20 protein-coding genes and 1 pseudogene are annotated in these 23860 nt (G+C 68.0%); 11 read left to right on the forward strand and 10 right to left on the reverse strand.

Going from position 1 to position 23860, the window contains the following annotated elements; genetic code table 11:
- Nucleotides 1–15 precede the first annotated feature (15 nt).
- A complete protein-coding gene (locus ACH438_RS32425; protein WP_397012194.1) occupies nt 16–690 on the reverse strand; it encodes an SGNH/GDSL hydrolase family protein in 675 nt (224 codons plus the stop codon).
- Nucleotides 691–819: 129 nt separating this feature from the next.
- On the opposite strand from ACH438_RS32425, the gene ACH438_RS32430 reads away from it, so the two are divergent.
- Entirely contained in the window at nt 820–2277 is a 1458-nt protein-coding gene (locus ACH438_RS32430) for a PucR family transcriptional regulator (protein ID WP_397012196.1), read from the forward strand.
- Here ACH438_RS32430 and ACH438_RS32435 read toward each other — a convergent pair.
- The 4 genes and pseudogenes from ACH438_RS32435 to ACH438_RS32450 form a co-directional block, all read right to left on the reverse strand.
- Nucleotides 2265–3392 (reverse strand): annotated as a pseudogene (locus ACH438_RS32435) (lipase family protein); the annotation flags it as partial. The gene ACH438_RS32430 and the pseudogene ACH438_RS32435 sit on opposite strands and share 13 nt — an antisense overlap.
- Before the next feature lie 55 nt (nt 3393–3447).
- A complete protein-coding gene (locus ACH438_RS32440) occupies nt 3448–4500 on the reverse strand; it encodes an esterase/lipase family protein (RefSeq protein WP_397012198.1) in 1053 nt (350 codons plus the stop codon).
- A gap of 150 nt (nt 4501–4650) precedes the next feature.
- On the reverse strand, nt 4651–5307 hold the full coding sequence (locus ACH438_RS32445; RefSeq protein WP_397012200.1) for a TetR/AcrR family transcriptional regulator: 657 nt from the start codon (nt 5305–5307) through the stop codon (nt 4651–4653).
- 33 nt (nt 5308–5340) lie between these two features.
- Nucleotides 5341–6471 (reverse strand): AAA family ATPase, encoded by a 1131-nt coding sequence (locus ACH438_RS32450; protein ID WP_397012202.1) that lies wholly within the window; start codon nt 6469–6471, stop codon nt 5341–5343.
- A gap of 71 nt (nt 6472–6542) precedes the next feature.
- Between ACH438_RS32450 and ACH438_RS32455 the strand changes: the two genes are divergently transcribed.
- Together ACH438_RS32455 and ACH438_RS32460 are read left to right on the forward strand one after the other, a co-directional pair.
- Nucleotides 6543–6995: a MarR family winged helix-turn-helix transcriptional regulator gene (locus tag ACH438_RS32455; RefSeq protein WP_397012204.1), complete on the forward strand. Its 453-nt coding sequence runs from the start codon at nt 6543–6545 to the stop codon at nt 6993–6995.
- Between the two features lie 46 nt (nt 6996–7041).
- Nucleotides 7042–7620 carry a hydrolase gene (locus tag ACH438_RS32460; protein WP_397012206.1) on the forward strand — a complete coding sequence of 193 codons (579 nt, stop codon included), beginning with the start codon at nt 7042–7044 and terminating at the stop codon, nt 7618–7620.
- Between the two features lie 4 nt (nt 7621–7624).
- Here the strand turns inward: ACH438_RS32460 and ACH438_RS32465 are convergent, their stop codons facing one another.
- From ACH438_RS32465 to ACH438_RS32475, 3 genes are all read right to left on the reverse strand, one after another.
- Entirely contained in the window at nt 7625–9568 is a 1944-nt protein-coding gene (locus ACH438_RS32465; RefSeq protein WP_397012208.1) for a hypothetical protein, read from the reverse strand.
- A 118-nt stretch (nt 9569–9686) separates the two neighbouring features.
- Nucleotides 9687–10055, reverse strand: a complete 369-nt coding sequence (locus ACH438_RS32470) for a P-II family nitrogen regulator (RefSeq protein ID WP_397012210.1) — start codon at nt 10053–10055, stop codon at nt 9687–9689.
- Nucleotides 10055–11482, reverse strand: coding sequence for an ammonium transporter (locus ACH438_RS32475; protein WP_397012212.1), 1428 nt, complete (start codon nt 11480–11482; stop codon nt 10055–10057). Before ACH438_RS32475 ends, ACH438_RS32470 begins: the two co-directional genes overlap by 1 nt.
- A 299-nt stretch (nt 11483–11781) precedes the next feature.
- Between ACH438_RS32475 and ACH438_RS32480 the strand changes: the two genes are divergently transcribed.
- From ACH438_RS32480 to ACH438_RS32510, 7 genes are all read left to right on the forward strand, one after another.
- Nucleotides 11782–13053, forward strand: coding sequence for a hypothetical protein (locus tag ACH438_RS32480; RefSeq protein ID WP_397012214.1), 1272 nt, complete (start codon nt 11782–11784; stop codon nt 13051–13053).
- Nucleotides 13050–14021, forward strand: a complete 972-nt coding sequence (locus ACH438_RS32485) for a glutamate ABC transporter substrate-binding protein (protein WP_397012216.1) — start codon at nt 13050–13052, stop codon at nt 14019–14021. Before ACH438_RS32480 ends, ACH438_RS32485 begins: the two co-directional genes overlap by 4 nt.
- A 6-nt stretch (nt 14022–14027) precedes the next feature.
- Complete coding sequence (locus ACH438_RS32490; protein WP_397012218.1) at nt 14028–15209, forward strand: hypothetical protein; 1182 nt, start codon at nt 14028–14030, stop codon at nt 15207–15209.
- A complete protein-coding gene (locus ACH438_RS32495) occupies nt 15206–17659 on the forward strand; it encodes a tetratricopeptide repeat protein (RefSeq protein ID WP_397012220.1) in 2454 nt (817 codons plus the stop codon). Before ACH438_RS32490 ends, ACH438_RS32495 begins: the two co-directional genes overlap by 4 nt.
- Nucleotides 17656–18747, forward strand: a complete 1092-nt coding sequence (locus tag ACH438_RS32500; protein ID WP_397012222.1) for a PP2C family protein-serine/threonine phosphatase — start codon at nt 17656–17658, stop codon at nt 18745–18747. Before ACH438_RS32495 ends, ACH438_RS32500 begins: the two co-directional genes overlap by 4 nt.
- A complete protein-coding gene (locus tag ACH438_RS32505) occupies nt 18744–20045 on the forward strand; it encodes a VWA domain-containing protein (RefSeq protein WP_397012224.1) in 1302 nt (433 codons plus the stop codon). The genes ACH438_RS32500 and ACH438_RS32505 overlap by 4 nt, the downstream gene beginning before the upstream one ends.
- Nucleotides 20046–20158: 113 nt before the next feature.
- Complete coding sequence (locus ACH438_RS32510; RefSeq protein ID WP_397012226.1) at nt 20159–20755, forward strand: FHA domain-containing protein; 597 nt, start codon at nt 20159–20161, stop codon at nt 20753–20755.
- Here the strand turns inward: ACH438_RS32510 and ACH438_RS32515 are convergent.
- Nucleotides 20733–21890: a lipase family protein gene (locus ACH438_RS32515; RefSeq protein ID WP_397012228.1), complete on the reverse strand. Its 1158-nt coding sequence runs from the start codon at nt 21888–21890 to the stop codon at nt 20733–20735. The two genes, ACH438_RS32510 and ACH438_RS32515, sit on opposite strands and share 23 nt — an antisense overlap.
- A 138-nt stretch (nt 21891–22028) precedes the next feature.
- Between ACH438_RS32515 and ACH438_RS32520 the strand changes: the two genes are divergently transcribed.
- On the forward strand, nt 22029–22673 hold the full coding sequence (locus tag ACH438_RS32520; protein ID WP_397012230.1) for a DUF4097 family beta strand repeat-containing protein: 645 nt from the start codon (nt 22029–22031) through the stop codon (nt 22671–22673).
- Nucleotides 22674–22697: 24 nt separating this feature from the next.
- Here the strand turns inward: ACH438_RS32520 and ACH438_RS32525 are convergent, their stop codons facing one another.
- Complete coding sequence (locus tag ACH438_RS32525; RefSeq protein WP_397012232.1) at nt 22698–23654, reverse strand: Rpn family recombination-promoting nuclease/putative transposase; 957 nt, start codon at nt 23652–23654, stop codon at nt 22698–22700.
- Nucleotides 23655–23860 lie beyond the last annotated feature (206 nt).

Below are 23860 nucleotides of genomic sequence, written 5' to 3' on the forward strand. Positions count from 1 at the left end.
GGCCGATCGTACTCTCTACGCCGTGCCCAGCCGATACGCCAATTGCTTGACGACCTCGGCCGCCAAGACCGCTTGACCCGAAGTCGAGAAGTGAATTCCGTCCGCGCTCAACAGGTTCTCGCGATCGTTGAGCGGGTGGTCCCAGACGTCCGCGAGCACGGCGTCGTACTTCGCGGCCAGGGTCCGGGTGATGTCATTGACGCGGCGGACCCGGTCCCGCCAATCCGGGAAGACCGGCACGACGTACGCCCGGCCCAGCGTGAAGGCCAGGGGTTGCGCGCCGACCCGCACCGCGAGCTCGTACATGCGGGTCAGGTCGTGTTCGATCACCGCGAAATCCGGTTCCCGTCGCACGAGATCGTTTGCCCCGCTGGGCACATAGAGCAGGTCGGGCCCGAATTCGAGAATCGCGCGCGACTGCTCGGTCAGCGCCTGGGCGGTGGTGGCGCCGATCCGGCCGGTGTTCAGGTAGGCCAGATCCGGGTGCACCCGGCGCAGGATGCGCGAAACCCGCTCGGCCCAGCCGAGGTTCGCGTACCCGGGGCTGGGGTCGCTCACGCCCAGGGACAGGCTGTCGCCGATGGCAGCGAAGCGGCGCCAGGGCGCGTCGTAGAGCAGTGCCGCGGCGTCGGATTCACGCAGGCAGTGCGGGTCGGTGGACTCGGTCAGGGGGTGCGCTATGGCGGCCACAAATAAAGCATACGGCCGTATGTATTCATGAACAAGGTATCGGAGCTTGTTGCAGCGCAACGTGACCGGCACTACAGTTACGGGCCAGTAGGAACTACGGCGTTCCTAGAGAGCTGTGGTGGAGTCGCAATGATCAGATCAACGCCATCCGAGAATCTTCCGGGGACACTCCCGGGCGCGAACCCCGGGGCGATCCGGGGTGCCGCCTCGACCGCGGCTCCGATTTCCCTTCCGCTGCAAGATGTCCGGACCCTCTCGCGCACGCTGGTCGCGCACTTCGCCGAGCACGTGGCGCGCTGCGGCACACTGCCCGGCGACGCACTGCGCGGGGAGGTCACCGCGGTGACCCGGACCTGCCTGGAACTCGCGCACGGCGTCCTCGAAGGTCAGGATGTGACCGCGAAAATCGAACGGCTGCAACGCGCGGGCGCGGATTGGGCGCGTGAGGGCATTCCCATCGGCACCATCCACCGCGCCGTGCACGACGGGTTCGCGCTCGGTTTCGATCTCATCGTCGACGCGACCGGACCGGAGGACTACGCCCGGCTGGCCGTGACCGCGCGCCGCCTGTTCGAGGTCCTGGCCATGGTGGACTCGGCCTTCGCCGTCGCCTACGTGCACGAGCACCGGGCCGTGGTGGCCGAGCATCACACGGCGGTGCACACGGTGACTTCAGCTCTGCTGTCCGGACATTCGGCCGCGACCATGGCCCGCGCCAGCGGGGTTTCCATCGACGAGTCGTATTACATTCTGGCGCTGAGCGTTCCACCGCATCCGGGCGAATCCGATCCGAGCGTGGACGGCGAGGTGGTGGCCCGGCGCAAGCTGCGGCGCATCCAATCCGAACTGGCCGCACGCTGCGGCGGCGCGGCGCTGTCCCTGCTCGGCGCGGACGGCGGCACGGTGCTGCTCCCCGCGAGCGCACCCGTGGCCGCCGACCTCGACGAGCTGATCGACGGACTGTCCACGGCCGCACAGGTATTCATCACCGCCACCTACATCCACGCCGAGACCCCGCGGATCCCCGAGGCCGCCGAGCAGGCGCACGAACTCCTGGACATGGTGCAGCGCCTGCAGTGCGAGCCCGGCCTCTACCGGTTCGACGACCTGGCCATGGAATACCAGCTGACCCGGCCGGGACCGGGCCGCGAATACCTCGGGACACTCCTCGATCCACTGGAGGAGCATCCGGAACTCCTGGAAACACTGCGCCGCCATATCGGCAACGACCTGAGCCGGCGCCACACGGCACGGCTGCTCGGAGTGCACACCAATACCGTGGACAACCGGCTCAAGCGGATCGGACAGCTCACCGGATTCGATCCGGCGCAGCCGTCCGGGTTGTGGTACTTACGTTCAGCGCTGGTGGCCCGCAGTTACCGGCGCGCGGAGCGGACGCAGATCGGCCGGCCCGACAGCATGGATCCCAGCAGTGCGGCGAACGAGGCGTGCCCGGACAGCGCCCTGCGCGACCATCCCACCGACCACACCGTTTCGACGCCGGCCGCCGGGAGCGGGCGATCGGCGAATCTGTCGGCGAGCCAGCCGACCATGGCGGGGATGCCGATGAACTGCAGCGGGAGATGAGTGCTGAGCCGGTCCCGGACATACCGCACATGCGTGCCCCGCGCGAGGTAGCGCTCGACGTGGGCGTCCACATCGGCCACCGCGATCACCTCGTCGTGCACGCCCTGCAGGATGAACAGCGGCATGGCGGGCGTATGCGCGCCGGGCTCGATATCGGCGAGCACCGTCCGCATTTCCGGGCGTGTGAGCATGGCGCCGACGCCACCCTTGATGTGGCGGTTGGCATTCCGCCCGGCGAAGCGGGCCAGCAGCGGCAGCGTCGCGGTGGTCTCGGCGCGCAGCAGTAGCGCCATGTATTCGGCGGACAACTGGGTGCGCAGCTGATGGTCCAGGCGCGGGTACGCGCGGCGCAGCCCGGCCGTGAAGACCATGGCGAACCCCGCATACGGAGAACCGTTGAGCCGCACGAACGCCGCCGCCGGATCACCCACCGGTGAGCCCGCCACCGCGCCGACGATATCGAGTTCCGGCGCATAGCTCGCGGCCAGCTCCGCGGCCCAGGCGGTGGCCAGCCCGCCGCCGGAGTAGCCCCACAATCCGATCTTCGTACGCGGGTCCAGCCCCAGTGGTTCGAAGCGCAGGGCCGCGCGGAGCCCGTCGAGCGCGCGATAGCCGGGTTCGCGGGCCGCGCCGAAATGGCCGTGCAGCCCTTCGTGATCGGGTACCGAGACCGCCCAGCCCTGCCGCAGCGCGGCGGCGATGAGCGGGAGTTCGAGCTGCGGAATGGCGCCCAGCGCCCGGGCGCGATGCCGTAATGCGTAGGAGGGGAAGCACTTCGGGGCCACGGCGTCGATGGCGCACTGGAACGAGATCAGCGGGCGCGAGGCGGCGGGGTCGGCGTCCCAGGGCAGCAGCACGGTGGTCACCGCGGCTTCCGGCAGGCCGTTCAGATCGGTGGAGCGATACAGCAGCTGCCAGGCGCGGACCCGCTGCGGGATGAGGCCGAACAGGCCGAGCCGCACACTGCGGGTGCGCAGGATGGCGCCCGGTTCGACATTCTCGAGGGCGATCGGCGAGTGATAGAACGAGTCGTCGTGCGGCAGCAGCGGCCTCCTGCTCGGTGGCTCGGAATCCACTGGTAGACCGAGGGTTTCGACGCAGTCGCCGATCGTCATCGTGATCCTTTCCGGGCAGTGCGCAACGGTTCGAACAGGGTGGTCCGGGCGGTGGTCAGAGGTGACCGCTGCCGCCGATGACCCAGGGGTTGAAGCTGCATTGCAGATCCGGATGTGCGGCCGGATCCAGGGCGTGCAGGGCGATGGAGGCCGCCCGCGGCGAGTACATGATGGTCAGGTGGTCGGAAAGGTCCTGGTCGCAATCCTGTTGGAGGGTGATGTTGTCGACCGTGGCGCCGGGACCGGCGGTCAGGAAGGTCCAGTCGTAGGGATTGGAGATCTCGTCGTGCACGGTGCCGACCGCGGTGTAGTCGACGCCGGGCACGGTGTCGCCGTCCGCGTTCAGCTTGGCGTAGAACGGCGAGCCGACGGCCTGCTCCACATTGGCCTGCCCGATGAACGGTTCGTCGAAGCCCATGATGTCCAGGCCCAGGTTCTCGATGAACCGGCCCAGCGAGGCGATGCCCAGCAGCGTGGTGCCGTGGTTGGTGGCGCCGAAGGTGATGACCTTGGCGACCTTCCCCTGACCGCCATCGAATTTCAGGTATTGGCTCGTGACCGGGCCACCCTGCGAATGGCCGACGATATCCACCGACTGCGCGCCGGTGGCCGCCAATACGCGGTCGACGAATTGCGCGAGCTGCTCGGCGGAATCCTCCATCGGGCCGACGCCGTAGCGACCCGGCAGGATGGTGCCCAGTCCCCCGCCGCTGAGAATGTTCTCGCGGCCGAAATTGAAGGCGAATACACAGAATCCGGCGCGGGCGATCTGCGGGGACAGGTAGGCGAAACTGTCGTAGGTATTGAGCCAGGTGCCGTGCACCAGCACGACGGGCTGCGGATGTTCGGGGCTGGGCTTGCAATTCCAGTCATTCGCGCCGGGCGGCGCGGCATCGGGATGGGCGAGGCCGTAGGCGAACGCGCCCAGGAACGAGGTCATCTCGGGGCCGGGGCCGATGGCATCGCTGGCGAAGCTCGCGCTGCCCGAGCCCGAACCGCTGCCGGTATCGGCCGGATCGGCGTTCGCCACACCGCTCGAGAATGCCACCGCCGCGGCGGTCGCACTGGCGAAGACGGCACTTCCCAGTGCCCGGATGGTCGGCCTCATGAACTCTCCTACTGCTTCGCGTGAATCGACAGTCGTCGTCGAATTCGATTGCGACCGTAGGGCGATAGTGTGGCCCGTGTCACCGGCGGTGTGTCAGGTGACAGTGGTTACCGACGCACCGGTGTGGCGTGTTGTGCTTTCGTACAGCCGTCAGGCGGCGGGGATCCGGGTGATGGCGATGGCGGTGCGCGTGAACAGCGGGACCAGTTGCGGCAGGTCCGCCGCACCCCGTTGGTGCAGGCAGTTGCGGACGCGATCGTCGATGCCGCCGAGCAGCATATCGACCAGCTGCCGGTCGGGTTCGCCGGGCAGTTCACCGTCCCGGACACCGACGTGGGCGACGGCCATGATGTAGTCGGCGAAGCGTTCGTGCACGCGGGCGCGGTGGGCCACCAATCCGGGCCCCGCCGCGAGGGTTTCGACATACAGGGCGCGGGCGGCTCCGGGCTGGGTGGAGAGCACGCCCAAATATATTTCGAAGGAAATGCGCACGCGCTCGGCGAAACTCACCCCCTGCAGCCCGGTGACGGTCTCCTTCAGCTGATCCAGCGCCGCGCCGACGGCGAGATCATAGGCGGCGGCGAAACATTCGTCCTTGGTGCCGAAGACGGCATAAAACGTGCGCCGCGCCACTTGCGCGCGCGTCACGATATCGGACACCGTGGTGGCCGCATACCCCTGTTCCCCTACCGCTTCCAGCACGGCGGTGCACAGGCGTCGATACTGCGATGTCACCACCTGTTCGCGAGTCAGCCCGTGCCGCCCACGGGGCAGCGGGCCGGACTCGTCGACAGATTCCACACTCACGATTCACACAATATGTTTTTCCGGCGCACCGCACTAACGGTCGGGCCAATACCAGGCGGGTTCCTCGAGCGGGCGCAGGCCCGCGACGCCGGTGGCGCCCAGCTCCTTGACCAGCTCGATCAGGTAGGGGTCGGTGGCGTACTCCTCCATCACACCGACCAGTTCCTCGGCGTGGGTGACCACCACAACCTGTGTCCGTTCCGAGACCCCGGCGATGAGCCGGCCCAGCGGGCTGAGCAATTCCGGGTGCAGACTGGTCTCGGGCTCGTTGAGGACCAGCAGTTCCGGCGGGCGCGGCGACAGCAGCGCGGCGGTCAGCAGCAGATACCGCAGTGTGCCGTCGGATAATTCCGCGGTGCCCAGCGGGCGCAGCAGTCCCGGCTGATGCAGTAACAGCTCGAATCGGCCGTCGCGATTGACGATTTCGATATGGCTGCCCGGAAAAGCTTGGTCTACCGCTTCGTTCAACGCTTCGGTATCACCGATTTCCAGAATGGTCTGCAAGGCCGCCGCGACATCCGCGCCGTCATGGGCCAGTGCCATTGTCCGGGTACCGATCTGGGGTGCGCGGGCGGGGGCATCGGAATCGGTGCGCAGATGATCGTAGAAACGCCAGCCGCGAATACGGTCACGCAATACCAGGAGATCGGGTGCGCGCTGCGGATCCGATATTTCCGAGAGCATGCTGTCGAACGGTTTCATCGGATGCGGGACCATTCCCCAGCCATTGCTCTCGCCGCGCAATCGGACGACGGCCCCGCGCCGGTCCGCCAGCGCGGTGGAGGCCCGCAGGACCGGTCCGGCCCAGACGGCTTCGGCCTTGATCTCCGGATCGCGGCCGAACAGCGTATTCGGACCGGCCGGCGGCGGGATGCCCAGATCGGCCGCGTAGCCGAAATCGTCGCCCGCGAAGCCCACGCGCAGCGCGAGGCGCTCGCCCTTGGGTGTGCGGCCCTCCCCCGCCCACAGGGTCGAATCCAGGCCGCCCTCCTTGGCCAGCGCCGCCACGGCGCCGTTGCGCGAGAAGTCCCGCAGTAGTCGCAGCACCCGGTACAGGCTCGACTTGCCGCTGCCGTTCGCCCCGGTCACGATGGTCAGCCGGCCCAGCGGCAGCACCACACGCTGCAGTGATCGATAGTTCTGTACCGCCAGCACCCGCAACATTCCCCCACCCTAACCAATCGGGATCGACAGGTTAACTTGCAAGTTTTGCTGACTTAATGCAGGATGGGGTCGTGAGCGGACAGGGCGAGGGACGATCCGCGGCGGAACTGGCCGATGTGGCCGGTGAGCTGCGAGTGGTGGTCAGCAGACTGCTGCGGCAACTGCGGGCGGCGCGTGGCGAGATGGATGTCACGCCCTCGCAGGCCGTCGTCATGAGCCGGCTGGCCACCGATGGCGCACTGTCGGTGGCCGACCTCGCCCGCGCCGAGAAGGTGCGGCCGCAGTCCATGCGAGTCACCCTCGCGGCCCTCGAAGAACGCGGGCTGGTGGTGCGGGCGCCGCATCCGACCGATCATCGGCAGGTGCTGATGTCGCTCAGCCCCGAGGCCGAGCACATGCTGAAGGTCGCGCAGGGCGCCAAGGAAAGCTGGCTGGCCACCGCGATCTCGACGAAACTCTCGGCCGCCGAACAGGATTCGCTGATCGCCGCGATTCCGCTACTGGACCGGCTGGTCGAACCCTGACCTCGAACCTTTCGATATCTCCAACTCGCAGAACAGGATTCATTTCGTGACTTCGAATCTCCTCGATCCCCGCACCGCCCTGGTCGTCATCGACCTGCAGCGCGGCGTGGCGGCCATGCCCGTCGCCCCGCACAGCACCGAGGACGTGGTGGCGCGCAATGTCGAGTTGGCCCGCGCCTTCCGCGCCCAGGGCCTGCCGGTGGTGCTGGTCCGCGTCACGTTCGCGGCCGACGGCTCCGATGTCCCGCCCGGGCGCACCGAGCAGCCGATGCGCGGCACCCCGCCGCAGGGCTGGGACGAGCTCATCGACGAGCTCGAGGTGCAGCCCTCCGACATCGTGGTCACCAAGCGGCAGTGGGGCGCCTTCCACGGCACCGACCTGGATCTGCAGCTGCGCCGCCGCGGCGTGACCGGCATCGTGCTGACCGGCATCGCCACCAGCATCGGCGTGGAGTCCACCGCGCGCGCCGCGCACGAGCACGGCTACCACGTGGTGCTGGCGACCGACGCCATGGCCGACCGCGATGCCGACGCCCACGACCACTCGGTCGGCAAGATCTTCCCCCGCCTCGGCCTGACCGCCACCACCAAGCAGGTGCTGGACGAGCTGAGCACCCGCGCCTGAGCTGTCAGCTCTGCTTCGCGTGGGCGGCGGCCTTCGACCACAGGCCCTGCCAGCCGCCGGCCGCCAGCCAGGTGGCGGGGACCAGCACACCGGTCTCCGCCACCTGATCCCAGAATCTCTCGGTCTCCGCACCGAATTCGGCCGCGACGGGCCAGGCCCGCTGCCACGGGCCGTCCGGATCGGACAGGTCCGACGCCGGGAAGCCCGGCATGATCACCGCGCGCGGCTCCGCGATCGCGAGGGTCGGGAACGGATTGTCCGGCCGGCAGGTGACGACCGGAACCAGCGCGCACAACATCTCGATGCTCGGCTCCCGGATCACCGCGCGCGTGAAGGCCGGATCGCCGGTCAGCGCCAATCCCCCGAGCACCGCACGCATCCGCGTCGCGACCACATCCATGGATCGAGCGGTCGCCAGATCGGGTTCTTTCACCAAGTCGCGCAACCGCTTCGACGGTATGGGAGCGTCGGCGGCGAGCGTGTGCAGCCGCGGATAGCGGGTCAAGGTCCGCTCCGGTTGCGCGGCAACGGCAGCCGCCAGCGGACGAGCGCCGGTGGCCGACCACAACTCCGCGAGTGTGACACGACCGCTCTCCAGCGCCTCCACACACAACCGAGCCAGCCGGTCGGAGCTCGAACGACGCAGGGCCGTCAGTGTTTTCGGATCCCCATCCGCATCCACGCCGACGATCGCCACCGTCCGTCGTGCGGGCGCGGCTACCTTCAGAGTGCCGCGCACCGACGCGCACAACGCCGGCCTGATCTCGCGCACCGGATCCAGAGCCGATCGCCGAACCCGCACCGGGACATCGATATCGGGCACTTCCGCGTCGTCTTCATCTAATGCGCGCACAGTCGACACCCAGCGCAGCACCGACTTCCGCAGCGCGGGATCGAGCTCCCCGTTGAATCGCCCGCCGATCTCGTTGACGAACCATCCGCGCCCCGCGGCGCGCAGTTCGACATTGACCAGAATCGTGTCCCGCTCGTCCCGCAACGCCAGCAGCACACTGCGCCCGCGCACCGCTTCTTCCTGGTACCACGGCCCCGCAATGCAATTCCCCATATAAGCCGACCACTCGGCCAGCCGCCCCGCATTCCGAGCGACCTCCACCCGCAAACCGATCTCCGGCAACACCTCCCCCTCGTGCGCAAGCACCACCTCGGGCACCTCGAACTCCTCGACCAACGCCCGCATCACCGACCCACTCGACAACAACCCCGCACACAACCTCCCCCAATCGCGGCACCGCACCGGCGGCGTAGCCCCCAACGCCATCAACTGCGCGGTGCCCGCCACCGCCAGCGGAATCGAATCCAACCGCGGCACACAGTGATCCGCCTCCACCGGCACCCGATCCGTCTGAGGTTCGAGTACTCGGCGGAGGTTGGTGGCCAGGGCGGACGGGGCGCCGGAGGGGATGGGGTCTACGCCGTCAGGTGCGGGCGAGGCCAGGATGTGCTCGAGTTGCTCGGGTCCGAGGATGTCGGCCGCCGCGGAGGCCAGAGTGACTGCGGGCCAGCGTTCTTCGGCGATCGCACGTTCGGCGGCCGCGCCGACGGGCTTCGTCGCCGTGACGCCGAAGAGGGCTACCAGGGTGGCGGTTCGCTCACCCAGTCGGCTCGCGCCCGTCGTGCCGAGCGCCCGCAGTGCGGCCAGTACGGCGTCGCGCCGATCCCCGCCGGCCCCGGCGAGGCGTGCGGAGACGAATCCCGCACCGAGGTCGACGCCGGCGCCCGCGGCCACCAGGCCGCCGTCTTCGACGAGCTGCCGCAGCGATTCCCGCGCGGCCGCAACCTGTTCGGGCGCGGCGTTCTTCGGTCCCAGCGCCACCGCCGCCCCTTCGGGCGCGTCGTGATCGCGCGGGTCCACCGGTTCGCCGGTGTCCAGGAACCAGGCCCCCAGGTCACGCTCCGCGAGCACGCCCCATGCCAAACGAACTGCCAAACTCGAACTCCCCGATTGTCTGCACAGAGTTCCGCCGCGTGGAACCCCCTCCGGTCCAAGACCACCCGAAGGGTGCCACGCGGCGGCAATCGAGTTTCCGAGGATGCGCCCGGAGTGGCTACAGCCTCCTGGCGTCGATCATCCAGATCTGGATATTGGGTGCGCGATGGTTCGCGCCGATGCGTTCGATCAGGCGGACCAGATCGTCGACATCCTCGGTGCGGGCGAGTAATTCGATTCGCAGGCCGGACGATACGTCACTCTCGTAGCGCCGCCCGCGGTAGCTCTCGACGCGATTGTCACGGTCGTCCACGCGGTAGACCTGTGAAACCACCATGCGCCGTACCCCGAAGGTGCCGAGCGCGCGCTTGATCTCGTCGAACAGACCGGGCGGCACCACGAGAGTGATGAGTTTCGCGTCCGCGCCGCCGCCCGGGTCCATGCTGTAGTAGCCGATCGTGCCGCCCAATTGCAGCGGCGCCGACATCAGGATTCCTTGACCGGCATCTCCGGTTGCAACGTCTCCGGCTCCAATTGCCGTGCTGCCGAGGCTGTCACGAGCGACGATCGCGCCGAGGCCACCAGTGCGTCGTCCGGATACGCTTCTTCCTCGTGCACCGCGATGTCGCCGACCTCGAGTGCCTCGTCCGGTATCCGGAGTTTCATGAACAGGCTCAGAACCTTCAGGATCACGAAGGTTACGAGAGCGTCCCACACGATCACGGTAGCCGCTGCGCCGAGCTGCCACAGCAAAAGCTTCGGATTGTGTCCGTAGAACCAGCCGCCGTAGGTGACGTCCGGATTTCCGCCGGTGCCCATGTAGACCTTGATATTCGGATCCGCGAACACGCCGACCAGCAGACCGCCGAGCAGACCGGCCACACCGTGCGTGTGCACCACGCCCAGGGTGTCGTCGACCTTCTTGAACAGCCGGGTGCGGCCCAGCTTGTTCCAGGACAGCCACACCAGGCTGGAGGCGATGGCGCCGATCACCAACGCGCCGAAGCTGTTCACGAAGCCCGCCGCCGGCGTGATGGCGACCAGGCCGACGATCATGCCGTTGACCGCGCCCAGGAAGTTGGGCCGCTTGGCCGGGCCGGCCAGCATGTCCCAGATGACCCAGGTCAGCAGGGCGACCGCGGTGCAGAGGTTGGTATTGATGACGGCCAGCGAGGCGTCCGAACCCGAGAAGTACGGGTCGCCACCGTTGAAACCGTTCCAGCCCAGCCACAGGATGCCGGCGCCGACCGCCGCCATGGGCAGGTTGTTCGGGACCGCGCGTTCCCGGTCCCGGGCGAGGCGTGGGCCGATGATGGCCGCCGCCACGAATCCGGTAGTGCCCGCCGCCAAGTGGATGACGTAACCACCGGAGTAGTCCAGGGCTCCCATCTGCGACCACCAGCCGCCACCCCACAGCAAAAATGCGTTCACGGAATATGCCAGGATCGACCACAGCGGGACGAAGATCAACCACACCTTGAAACTGATGCGGCCGATGACACTGCCCAGGAACAACAATGGCGTGATGGCCGCGAAGACGAACTGGAAGTATGCCAGTGTCGTCTCCGAGAACCGGAATTTCGGCATGGCTCCGTCGAGCAACGGGATCAATGCCTGCTCTTGATTATTGGAGCCCAGGATGGTGTGCGGTTTGCCGATTGCGGCCCGCAGAATTCCTGGTCCCAGATGGATGGGTTCGCCGAACCCCATCTTGAATCCACAGAGCACCCACACCACCAGGACCAGCGAAAATCCGGTGAATGCCATGAGCATGGTGTTGACGGCCCATTTCCGTTGCACGATACCGCCGTACAGTACGGCGATACCCGGAATGCTCATGAGACCGACAAGTGTTGCGGCTACCAACTGCCAGGCATTGTCGCCAGGGTTCAGCCAATCGGGATACGGTGACATGTTTCAGCGCTACCTCACCGTGGAAGCCGGCAGGCACCAGACCCGCTTCCAGCACTAAATTTGTTGTGACATATGGTGTCTAGCGTCACATACGGTGAACCAAGTGTTGAGCCAGTAGGTTTCCCGGTGATTACCTGTGGTTAAATCTGGATTTCACGGTCCGGTCACAGGTGTGTGAACATTCGAAATGTCAGATTCGCCAGACAATTCCGACCGGTTGGAAACACGATCGACACATCGGCCCGCGCTCCCGTACGATCTTCGTACGGGGAGCTACACGGTTCGATCGGGGGAACGGAGTGAGGAGTCGTCTACCGGCGACCATCCGCAACGCGGCGGTATGGGCGAGGCGTTTCGCGCGCACCGCGCCGGGCGTCATCACCGCGGTGGGGGCCGTGCTGGTGATCCTGGCGCTCGTCTCCGGTCTGCTGTGCGTGAACCAGTTGAACACCAAGATCTCTCGCCGCGACACCGTCCTGGCGCACACCGAACCGCTCGCCGACGCGGCCCAGCGCCTCTATGTCGCGCTGTCCTCCGCCGACGCGGCCGCGTCCACCGCCTTCCTGTCCGGCGGCGTCGAATCCCCTGTGGTACACGGGCGTTACGAGCAGGCGCTCGCCGACGCCGCGGGCGCCCTCGCGGAGGCGACCGCGGGCGCGACCGACAGCGGCACCCGGCTGGTGCTCGCCCAGATCTCCGCGGAACTACCCACCTACACCGGACTGGTCGAGGCCGCCCGCGCCAACAACCGCCAGAACCTGCCGGTGGGTTCCGCCTACCTGCGCCAGGCGTCGACCCTCATGCAGGGGTCGCTGCTGAAAAACGCGGAGGCACTGGAGAACACGCGCTTCGGGCAGCTGCACGACGATCAGGAGACCATCTCCGCGGTGCCGCTGTGGAGCGTAGTGGCGCTGGTGCTGCTGCTGGCCGCCTGCGGGTACGGCTCCTGGCTGCTGCTGCGGCGCACCAACCGGTGGATCAATCCCGGCGTGCTGGCCGCCGCCGGCGCGGCGGTGCTGGCCCTGCTCTGGATCGGCGCGACCACCCTCGCGGCCACCGCCGCTGTCGACGACGGCTCGGGCGGCGCGACGGCGCGCTTCGAAACCCTCTCGCGGGTACGGATTCTCGCGCAGCAGGCGCGTACCGAGGAGACCCTGCAGCTCATCACCCGCGGCGACATCAACGCCAGCGAGGACCGGTTCAACGCGACCAGCAGTCAGTTGCGGGCGCAGCTACAGTCCGCCACCGGCACGGATTCCGATGCGGCGAAGGCATTCTCGAAATGGCAGGACGGACACCACATCGAAGTCGCCGCCTATCTGAGCAATGACTACCGCGGTGCGGTGACACAGGCCATCGGCGGTGATCCCGCATCCTCGGCGACGCTCTTCACCGCCCTGGACACCGCACTCCAGCAGGACCTGCAGCACACCCGGCAGCAGGTGCGCGACGGCGTGAACGATGCGGGCAATGCCCTGCTGCTCAGTCCGTGGGGCACGCTCGTGCTGCTGTTCGCGGCGGGCGGCGCGGTCGGCGCGGGTCTCTGGCCGCGGTTGAAGGAGTTCCTGTGAGAACCCGGTTCCGCATGCTGCTGGTGGCCATGGCGGCCGTGCTGGCGGCCTCGTGCTCAGCCCACGCGCCCGATTCGGCCGCGCTGCATCTGCCGCCGGAGACCGCGCTGCCGCCGGGCGCGCAGACGCTCGCCTCGGTGGCCCCGCAGCGCTCCGACACCTCCTGTGATCCCACCGCCAGCATCCGGCCCGGGACGCAGCCGCAGCCGAACGACATGCCGGCGGGTTCGACCATGGCCGCCATCGCCGCGCGCGGGAACCTGCGCGTGGGCGTCGATCAGAACGAATTCCTCTTCGCCTACCGCAATCCGGCGACCGGGCAGATCGAGGGCTTCGACATCGATATCGCGCGGGAGATCGCGCGCGATATCTTCGGCAGTCCGGACAAGATCGAACTGCATCCCATCCAGTCCGCGCACCGCATCGACGCGTTGAAGAACAACGAGGTCGACATCGTGGTGGACGCGTTCACCCCCACTTGCGCCCGGCGCCAGGACATCGAGTTCTCCACCGTCTACTTCACCACCGATCAGCGCATTCTCGCGACCAAGGGGTCCGGCATAAACTCCGCGGCCGACCTGGCCGGAAAAACGGTCTGCGGGCTGCTGGGAGCGACCACACTGGATGCGGTGTTCGCACTCCCCCAGCGACCCAAGGTGATCGGCATGGCGAACTGGCTCGACTGTCTGTCGGCAATGCAACAGGGGCAGATCGACGCGGTCAGCACCGATCTGCCGACCCTCTACGGGCTGGCGGCGCAGGATCCGAATCTTCAGGTGGTCGGCGGCCCGATGGCGCCCGATTACTACGGCGTCGGCGTGCAGAAGCAGGCGACCGACATGGTGCAGTTCGTGAACGGGGTGCTCGATCGGATCCGCACGGACGGCACCTGGCAGCGCATCTACAACTCCCGGCTCAGCGTGCTCGGACCGGCGCCCGCGCCTCCCGCCCCGCGTTATCGCGAGTGAGCGGACATGAGCGAGCACACCGGGCACATTCTCAGCATTGCCGAAATCGATCGCGAGCTCGCCGAGCGGGAACGTGAAACCGCCACCGCCGGAGCCACCTTGGTCGAACTGGACAAGCACCCCGGGCTCGTGATGCTGCGGCGCGTCCCGCCGAGCGGGATCACCGCCGAGCGGTGGACGGTGGCCGAGGCCGGACTGCACGCGATGTGGGAGGACTACGGGCGGCTGGGCACGATTCTGGAGCAAGTGCAGACGGCGCGCGCCCGGCGGCGGCACGATGCGCTGGATCGGGAAGAGTTGACCAGGCTGCTGCGGGGGAATCCACTCGAGGTGTCGCGCAATACGATTCCGATGGCGCAGCGGTCGCTGCTGGGCCCGCGCGAGGAGGTGAGCCGCATCGGCATCGCCGAACTGCTGGATCGTATGCGGGTGACCTTCCCTCAGGTGGTGGCCGTGCTCGATGCGGTGGACGCGGTGAACTCGCGGGTGATGTCCGATCTCGCGCCGCTGCAGACCGAACTGGACCGGGTCGGCGTCGGTGTGCCCGAACTGCGCAGTCTGGCAGGCGATATCGCCGAGCTGTCCCGGCTGGCCGTCATCGATCCGCTCTCGCTCACGCCCGCGGATCTCGACCATCGCATCGGCGATCTGTCCGCACGTATGCGCGATGCCGCCGCGGTGCGCGCGGAACTGACCGCCATGGCGGCGGATTGGCCGGGCGCCGTCGCGCGCATGCGCACCCTCGTCGAGGCGCTGCGCAAGACCAGTGACCGTGCTGAGCACGCGCGCGCCGAGGTGGAACGCACCATCCTCGCCGCGCCCCTGCCGCGCCACACCGACGACAGCACGGTCTTCAGCGCCGAATTGACCGCGCTGGAAGCCAACCCGCCCGCCCCCGATGCCCTGTGGGAACTACGCCGCCGCCTCACCGAGGCCCTCGATGCCGCCGGCCGCAACGAACGCCTCGCCCAGGGCCTGCTCGATCGCCGCGCGGAACTGAGCGGCCGCCTCACCGGCTACCGTGCCAAGGCCGCCCGCCTCGGTCTCGGCGAGGACCGCGATATCCAGGCCTCCGGCCGCATAGCCGCCGGACTCCTCACCCGCCGTCCGTGCGACCTCGCCGCCGTCACCCGTGCCATTACCGATTATCGCCAGCTCATCGCGCAGAAAACGGGGAGGCGAACATGACCTGCACCGAACCCGGCTGCACCGGAACCATCGAAGACGGCTACTGCACCGTCTGCGGGACCGCGCCCGCCCCGGCCGTTGCCACACCCACGTCATCCGGCAGTGCGGCGACCCCGGCCCACGGCGCGCCGCCGACAGGCGGCGCAGCGACAGGCGGCGCGGCGACTTCGGCTGCGGGGCCCGGCAATACACCTTCGGTCTGCGCGGAGCCCGGATGCGGCGGGACCATCGAGGACGGGTATTGCGCGGTGTGCGGTACCGCGCCCGCGACTTCCTCCGCCCGGGCGACGACCGAAATCAGTGGCGGCACAACGAGCCGGCCGTCGTCGGGGTCCGGGGCCGTGTCCGGGCGGTCGGTGCGCTCCGTGCGGACCGGTCGGTCGAGCTCCGGGGCGACGCGCGGCCGGCTGGGCGCGGGCATGGTGAACGTCCCGCGGGTGACGCCCATCGACCCGTCCGCGGCGGTCATGGCGAATCCGGAAGTGCCGGAGCAGCAGCGGTATTGCGGAAAGTGCGAGCGGCCGGTCGGGCGCAGCCGCGCCGGGCAGACCGGGCGCGCGGACGGGTTCTGCGCGCACTGCGGGACGCGATTCTCGTTCACGCCCAAGCTGGTTCGCGGGGATCTGGTCGGCGGGCAGTACGAGGTGCTCGGGCCGGTGGCGCACGGCGGGCTGGGCTGGATCTATCTGGCGCTGGATCATCGTGTCAACGATCGGCCGGTGGTGCTCAAGGGCCTGCTCAATACCGGTGACGCGGATGCCATGCGGGCGGCGGTGGCCGAGAAGCGCTTCCTGGCGCAGGTCGACCATCCGAATATCGTGCAGATCTTCAACTTCGTCGAGGATGTGGGCCCGGACGGGGCGCCGGTCGGCTACATCGTCATGGCGTACGTCGGTGGCACGTCGCTGAAACAGCTGCTGCGGCAGCACCGCGATGTCGAGGGGCAGTATCTGCCGCCCGCGCAGGCCATCGCCTACATCCTGGAGATGCTGCCCGCGCTGCAATATCTGCACGATCGCAATCTGGCCTACTGTGATTTCAAGCCCGACAACGTGATGCAGATCGAGGAGCAGGTCAAACTCATCGACCTGGGCGCGGTCATCAGCCTGGAGGATCGCGACAGCGCGCTCTACGGGACGCCCGGCTATCAGGCCCCCGAGGTCGGCGCGACCGGGCCCACCATCGCCTCCGAGGTGTACACCGTGGGCCGCACGCTGGCGGTGCTGATCATGAAAATGCCCAGTGTGAACGGGCATTTCGGGCCTATGCCCGAACCGGCCACCGAGCCGCTGCTGCAACGCCACGATTCGCTGTACCGATTCCTGTTGCGCGCCACCGACGCCGATCCGAACCGCCGCTTCGGCTCGGTGGCCGAGATGATCGATCAGCTCACCGGCGTCCTGCGCGAGGTGCTCGCCACCGAGGACGGCCGCCCCCGGCCGGGCCTGTCCACCCGGTTCGGCCCGCCGCGCGCGGTCTTCGGCATCGACGAAACCCTGCCCGATCCACTGGAAATCATCGGCGCCCTGCCGTTCCCGCTGGTGGACCCGACCGATACCGGCGCCGCACTGCTGGCCTCCACCAGCGCGGTCACGCCGGAGGACCTCGAGCGAGAACTCGCGGCCGGGCAGCGGTCGGTGGTCACCGGTGAGGCCGAATCGGCCGAGATCCCCCTGCGCCTGATTCGCGCCGCCCTCGAATTCGGCCAGGCCGCCGACGCACTCACCCGCCTGCGCGAGGCCGAACAGACCCCGCTCGCCGACGACTGGCGGCTCACCTGGTACCGCGGCCAGGCCGCCTTGCTGCAACGAGACTGGGCGGCCGCACAATCCGAGTTCGACGCCCTCTACACCGCCCTCCCCGGCGAACCCGCCCCCAAGCTGGCCCTCGCCGTCACCGCGGACTACACGGCCGCCGACGCGGAGGCCCCGGACGGCGCCCGCCAGGACGCGGCACGCTATTACGACATGGTGTGGCGTACCGATCGCGCGTTCACCAGCGCCGCTTTCGGACTGGCCCGCCTGCGCCGCCAGGACGATCGGCGCGCCGACGCGATCACCGTGCTGGATCAGGTGGATCCGGCTTCGGTCGTCCACACCGCGGCGGGCATCGCGGCCATCGATACGCTGCTTTCCGTGCCGGTCCCGGGTGATCTCACCGAAACGCTGCTCCGCGAGTCCGGAACGCGGGTGGAGCGCCTGCGCCTCGACTCCAGACGCCGTGCCGCGCAAGCCCGCATGCGGGTGTTCGAGGCGGCGCTGGTGTGGCTGCGCCTGGGCCGTATACCCGCCGACCGCGCCCCGCTCCTGGGCGTCACACTCGACCAGCGAGGGATCAGAACCGGTTTGGAACGCTGCTATCGCGAACTCGCGCACGAGACGGACGACTTCTGGGAGCGGATCGCGCTCGTGGAGCAGGCGAACGATGTCCGCCCCAGGACCACGCTGTGATCCCCCGCTGCCAGGCCTGCGGCGCGCTGGCCGCGCAGAGCGACCGCTTCTGTGAGGCGTGCGGGCACGAGCTCTGGCGCATGACGGTCGCCCTGCCGCCCAGCGAATTCCATCCGTCCACGCCCGAGGCGACCACCGTGCCGGTCGCCGATGTCTCCGGCGCGCTGTCGGCGGTGGCCGAGGCCGAGACGACGACGGTCTGCTCGGGCTGCGGCGAGAGCGAATTCGACACCGACGGCTACTGCGCCTCCTGCGGGCAGCAGCCACCGGAACTGGATCGCTTCGAAGCCGGGCTGGGCCCGGTCTTCGTGATCACCGATCGCGGCGTGGCGCACGCCCGCAACGAGGACGCGGTCGCCGCCGCCGTGGTCCCCTGTGACACACCGGATTCCACCGCGACGGTGGTCATCGCGGTCTGCGACGGCGTCTCCACCTCCGAGGACCCGCAGGCCGCCTCGGGCGCGGCGGTGCGCGCGGGCATCGACGCCTGCCTGGAAGCCCTGGCCGAGCAGCGTTCCGCCGAGGACTCGGTGATGGCCGGTCTGAACGCGGCGGCGGACGCGGTGATCGCGGTCGGCTCCCCCGACGGCCGCGCGCCCTCGTGCACCTATGTGTCGGCCATCGTGCAGCCCGGCCCGGACGGCACCCGCATCACCATCGCGAATGTCGGTGACAGCCGGGCATATTGGCTGCAGACCGAGCCGGGCGCCTCGCACCGGCTCACCGTCGACGATTCCCTGGCACAGGATATGGTCGACAATGGCGTGCTGGATCCGGAGACCGCCATGGACGGCCCGCACGCCCATGTGCTGACCCGCTGGCTGGGCGCGGACAGCGAACACAAATGGTCCCCGAACTGCCTGCGCACCTTGGCGACCCGGGAACCGGGCGTCCTGCTGCTGTGCACCGACGGCCTGTGGAACTACCTGCCGGAGGCGGCCGCCCTGGCCCGCATCGCCACCGCGCTGCCGGTGCAGCCCGCCGGGCGGGCGCTGGTCGAGCATGCGCTGCAGGCGGGTGGGCGGGACAACATCACCGCCGCCCTCGTACCCGTACTCAGCTCCGAACACACAGGAGACGAAACGTGAATTCCCCTGCAGAAAACGGTGTTTCGGTCGACGTCGACCAGAACGAGTTTCTGGCCGAGGGCACCCGCACCATGGACGCGGTCGTGACCGTGCAGACCTCCGACGCGCTCGCGGTGGCCGCGCCACCGCAGCAGCGGGTGGAGATCCTCATCATCGACTGCTCCGGATCCATGGGCGGCCGGGAGAAGTTCCCCAATGCCCGCACCGCCACCCTGGCCGCCCTCGACGTCATGCCCGACGGCACCCATTTCGCCATTGTGAAGGGCACCGACACCGCGACCGTGGTGTACCCGACGCAGGGCCCCTCGGCGGTGGCGAACCGCGAGTCGCGCGCGGCGGCGCGCCGGGCCCTGGACAAGCTGAAGCCCGACGGCGGCACCGCCATCGGCACCTGGCTCGGTGTGTCGCGGATGATCGCGCAGAAGCATCCCGACGCCATGGTGCACGCCATCCTGCTCACCGACGGCAAGAACGAGCACGAGACCGCCGCGCGGCTGGCCGAGGAGATCCGCGCCTCCGAGGGCCTGTTCACCTGCGACTGCCGCGGCGTCGGAAGCGACTGGGAGCCCGAGGAACTCCGGGCCATCGCCTCGGCCCTGCATGGCACCGTGGACATCGTGAAGACGGCCGATCTGCTGGCCAAGGATTTCGCGGCAATGATGGAATCCTCGATGGAGAAGACCATTCCGGAGCTCAAGCTGCGGGTGTGGACGCCCGTCGGGGCCCGGATCGTGTTCCTCAAGCAGGTCGCGCCGGCCATCGAGAATCTGACCACCCGGCGCGTGGAGACCGCGCCGCAGATCGGCGAATATCCGCTCGGCGCCTGGGGTGTCGACGAACGCGACTACCACATCAAGATCGATATCGATCCGCTCGCACCCGGCGGCAAGAAACTCGCCGCGCGGATCAGCGTGTTCACCGACGCCGATCCGCTGGCGCAAGGACTGGTGAAGGCGGAGTGGACCACCGATACCGATCTGTCCGCGCCGATCAGCCGCGGCGTCGCGCACTACACCGGGCAGGCCGAGCTCGCCCAGGTCGTGCAGGAGGGGCTGGCCGCGCGCAAGGCCGGCGACAATGCCACCGCCACCCAGAAGCTCCAGCGCGCAATGCATCTCGCGCAGGAATCCGGCAATGACAACACCGCCAAACTGCTGCGCGGCGTCGTCGACGTAGACGAGGCCGGTACCGTCCGGCTGCGCGCGCACGTGGATCCCTCCGACGAGATCGCGCTCAATGTGCGCTCCAGCAAGACGGCGCGCGTGCGCCCCGAAGACCGAGGGAAAGGCGACTCGTAATGCCGACCTGTCCTGAAGGCCACCTGTCCCGCGCCGCGGACTACTGCGATACGTGCGGGGAGCCCATTACCGACGGAAATGGTTCCGCTGCAACGCAACTCATTGTCTGCCCGATGTGTGGCGCCCCGGTCGAGGATCGCTTCTGCGAGGGCTGCGGCCACGACTCCGCGCTGCCCCCGCCACCGCGCTGGGCCACCGCGCCGACCGCGGCCATGCCGGAGACCCAGGCGGATCAGCCCGCGCCGCCCCGCGAGACGGCGGCGCAGCCCACGGCGATCTGGGTCGCCACCATCCGCGCCGACCGCTCCCAATACGGCCGCATGCTCGCCCAGCAGGGCCCTGATATCGGTCGCGTCGAGTTCCCGGCCTTCTACCCCGAACGCCGAATTCCGCTGCGCGCGCCCAATATCCTGATCGGCAAACGGAGTCTGTCCCAGGGCGTCGACCCCGAGATCGACCTCTCCATCGCGCCCGCGGATCTGGCAGTCTCCCGCTCCCACGCCATCCTGCACCTGGACGGCGCCAAGGCCACCATCACCGACCTCGGCTCGACCAATGGCACCTGCATCAACGACAGCCCGACGCCGATACCCGCCAAAACGCCTGTCCCACTGCAGGATGGCGACCGTATTCACGTGGGCGGCTGGACCACCATCACGCTCAGTACCGAACCGGGTGTCCCCGATATCACTTCGGGCACGTCGATGTGAAAGGGGCGCCGGCGAACAAGTAGCCGATCCAGGTCATCCACTGGTCCGCCACAGCGCCCGGGGCCTCGTGCCCGCCGGGGACCACCAGATCGTGGACCTGGGTGCCGAGCTCGCACATCTTGGCGATCGCCGTATTCGACCATGCGGTGCTCACCAGCAGGTCGGCGTCCCCGCGGACGATGTAGGTGGGCAGCGTGGTCGCCACCTTCGGCAGGTTGGTGCGGGATTGGAAGTCGGAGAACGGCTTCGCGGCCGCGTCATCGGCGAAACGCACCTCGTTCGGGGTGGCGGCCTTGCCGAGTTCGAGATCGGCGGGTGTCATCTGCCCGGTGCACTGGGACTCCAGACGCGGTGCGGCGGCGAGTAGATCGCCGTGCAGCACCTGGTCGTAGCGGTAGCCGGGATCGCCGTAGCGCACCGCCTCGACGAGATAGGGCAGGACCAGGTACTGATCCGGCGCATTGAGCGTGCCGGTTTGTACCGGTTCGACGAATTGGAGTTCCAGCGCCGGGGACAGCAGGAGCACGCCGCGGATATTCAGCTCGGGCGCATACGCTTTCGCGGTCTCTGCGGCCGATTCCGCGGCCCGGCCGCCTTGGGAGACACCGACGAGCACCGTGTCGGACCCCAGCGGCATCCCGCTCGCTCGCGCCGCGCGCACCGAGTTCAGCACGTCGTATCCCGATGACGGCGAATCCAGATAGGGCGCGTCACCCGGCCCGTCGAGCCCTTGATAGTTGGTCATCACCACGGCCCGATGGCCCGCCAGCAACTGCTCCACCGTGGGAGCGGACCCGAACAAGGTCGGCGAATTCGTAGGCGCGCAAGCACTGACGACACCGGCGGTGCCGTGCGCCAGGGCGATCACCGGCCAGCCCCCGGCGGGGGCGTCCCCCTTCGGCAGGAACACCGCGCCCGACACCTCGATCGGTTTCCCGGCCGGTGAGGTCGACTCGTAGCGAATGTAGGTGGCCGACGCGGCGGCCGCGGTCAGGCTCGGATCGAGATTCGCCAAGGCCCGCTTCGAGATCAGCGTCCCGGGCGTCTCCACCTTCGACGGCGACGTATCACCGGAGCTGCCGCAGGCCGCCACCACCACTGCGGCCAAGATCGGCAGCACAATCCGTACGCGCATGTCACTCTCCGATTCGTCAGCGGGTGTGTCAGGACGGCGTCAGGTCCATATCAGCGTGGGCGGCGACAGTAATCACGTGAACAGCAGAACAGGTTCACACACAGAGAATCCGTTTCACACACTAAAGGACTGAGCGTCATGACCGCATTCGCTACCCCGAACCCGATCGCCCTGACCGTCGACGTGCTGTCGGCCGACGTCACCGTCATCGCCTCCGACCGCACCGACACCATCGTGCACATCCGCCCGGGCGATGCCGCCAAGACCGCCGATGTCCGCGCCGCCGAACACACCCAGGTCGATTTCGGCGACAACACCCTGACCGTGCGGACCCCCAAGTCCTGGCGTACCCACGCCCCCTTCGGCGGCAACCCCACGATCGAGGTGACCATCGAAGTGCCTACCGGTTCCCGGCTGCACGCCACCGCCGGCATGGGACGCGTCGTGGGCGCCGGTCCCCTGGGCGATTGCGAGCTGAAGGTCTCCGCCGGCGACATCGTCGTCGAGCAGCCGCAGGGTTCGGTGACCGCCAAGACCGCCAAGGGCAATATCCGTATCGGTGAGGCCGTCCGCGGCGTTCTGCAGCTGCAGACCTCGGTCGGCGAACTGGAGGTCGGCATCCACCCCGGCAGCATCGCGCGGTTGGAGAGCAACACCCCCAATGGCGCGGTCTACAACCAGCTGGCAGCGGCCGACTCGCACAGCGAGGACAACATCGTGCATGTCTACGCCCGCAACTCGTTCGGCAATGTCATCATCGGCCACGCCACCGCCACCCGATAAGCGAAAATGACCATCGCCCAGTGGCTACGGCTCGAACACTTCCTGCGAGCTACTCGCCGTAAGGATCCGAGCCGTCCACATCCGCAACTCTGCCGGATCGCCCTGATGAACCTTCTCGACAATCTGGTCAGGTACCGAACCGAACTTCAGCGACAACTGTTCGATCAGCACCTGGGCGCGGCCTTCGGCGCGGAGTTGTTCTGCGGCAGTCACGGTAGCCTCCTGTGCTGAGGGACCGAGCCGATCGATGACAGGCCCCAGGTCGACGGCGCTCGTTTCGCTGACAGTAAGAATGTACGTCACGACAGACTCCAGGTCAGCGGTGCCACCTGGTGCGGCCAGCATCACGCGAAGGTCCTCCAGCAACAGCATCAAAACCCCGCCGAGATGTGGGTTGCCAGGCGCGCATTTCAGCAGCACCAGCATAATCCTCGCTGCGGGTGTCAGCTTTCGCTGACGGAGTGCAGTCAAATCGACAACAGTCAGGTCGTCCAGCAGAAAGCGAAACCGAGGCAGGAAGTCGGCCATGGCAGTGCGGGTGGCCGAATCTATGTCGATGAGTTCGCCGAATTCCGTCGGGTACTTCCAACGGCGGCCGTGTGGACTGGCATGCACGACGAGCGGGATTACCGCCGGAAGAGTGCGGGTGTTGGGATGCTGGTCCAGGTATCGGTTCCAGATGGCCACCAGATACTCCAACATCCTCAGCGGCATCATCGGATCAGGTTTGCTCTGATGTTCGATCAGCACATAAACGAACGCGTCATGCCCGTCCAGGCGGGTTGCGAAGAGTACATCGCTGAAGCGCGATCGCAGAGTCTGGGATACGAAATTGCAGGGTTGCAGTCTCAGGTCGTCCCAGTCCACGCGGGCAATCAGGGCAGGAGGCAAGACCGATCGCAATTCACTTGCCGCATCGGCGGCCCGAGCCAGGACATGTCTGAAGAACGCGTCATGTGGAGTCGACGGCGAATCAGCCATGTACCAGCCACCTGAGTCAGTTTGGTAGTCGCACAAATAATTTCGCGCAACGTGGTCAGGGGCTATTCGATGTCGACGGACGGTACGGATGGGGACCACAGCCTATGAGCCACAGGTAGTCCAAGGTGTGCGAAGAGAGAAGCGCAGGGCCGCGAGCCCGGAGGGGTGTGGCTCGCGGCCCTGTGCAGCACGGATTCCGCCCGGCG

This window comes from Nocardia sp. NPDC020380 (genome assembly GCF_044386975.1).
Classification (GTDB): Bacteria; Actinomycetota; Actinomycetes; order Mycobacteriales; family Mycobacteriaceae; genus Nocardia.

What these genes read in the sequence shown, in the direction of transcription:
- ACH438_RS32430 (WP_397012196.1), top strand. Translation starts at nt 820, where the DNA reads ATGATCAGATCAACGCCATCCGAGAATCTTCCGGGGACACTCCCGGGC.
- ACH438_RS32490 (WP_397012218.1), top strand. Translation starts at nt 14,028, where the DNA reads ATGAGCGAGCACACCGGGCACATTCTCAGCATTGCCGAAATCGATCGC.
- ACH438_RS32525 (WP_397012232.1), bottom strand. Translation starts at nt 23,654, where the DNA reads ATGGCTGATTCGCCGTCGACTCCACATGACGCGTTCTTCAGACATGTC.
- ACH438_RS32520 (WP_397012230.1), top strand. Translation starts at nt 22,029, where the DNA reads ATGACCGCATTCGCTACCCCGAACCCGATCGCCCTGACCGTCGACGTG.
- ACH438_RS32510 (WP_397012226.1), top strand. Translation starts at nt 20,159, where the DNA reads ATGTGTGGCGCCCCGGTCGAGGATCGCTTCTGCGAGGGCTGCGGCCAC.
- ACH438_RS32470 (WP_397012210.1), bottom strand. Translation starts at nt 10,055, where the DNA reads ATGTCGGCGCCGCTGCAATTGGGCGGCACGATCGGCTACTACAGCATG.
- ACH438_RS32475 (WP_397012212.1), bottom strand. Translation starts at nt 11,482, where the DNA reads ATGTCACCGTATCCCGATTGGCTGAACCCTGGCGACAATGCCTGGCAG.
- ACH438_RS32440 (WP_397012198.1), bottom strand. Translation starts at nt 4,500, where the DNA reads ATGAGGCCGACCATCCGGGCACTGGGAAGTGCCGTCTTCGCCAGTGCG.
- ACH438_RS32495 (WP_397012220.1), top strand. Translation starts at nt 15,206, where the DNA reads ATGACCTGCACCGAACCCGGCTGCACCGGAACCATCGAAGACGGCTAC.
- ACH438_RS32450 (WP_397012202.1), bottom strand. Translation starts at nt 6,471, where the DNA reads ATGTTGCGGGTGCTGGCGGTACAGAACTATCGATCACTGCAGCGTGTG.
- ACH438_RS32515 (WP_397012228.1), bottom strand. Translation starts at nt 21,890, where the DNA reads ATGCGCGTACGGATTGTGCTGCCGATCTTGGCCGCAGTGGTGGTGGCG.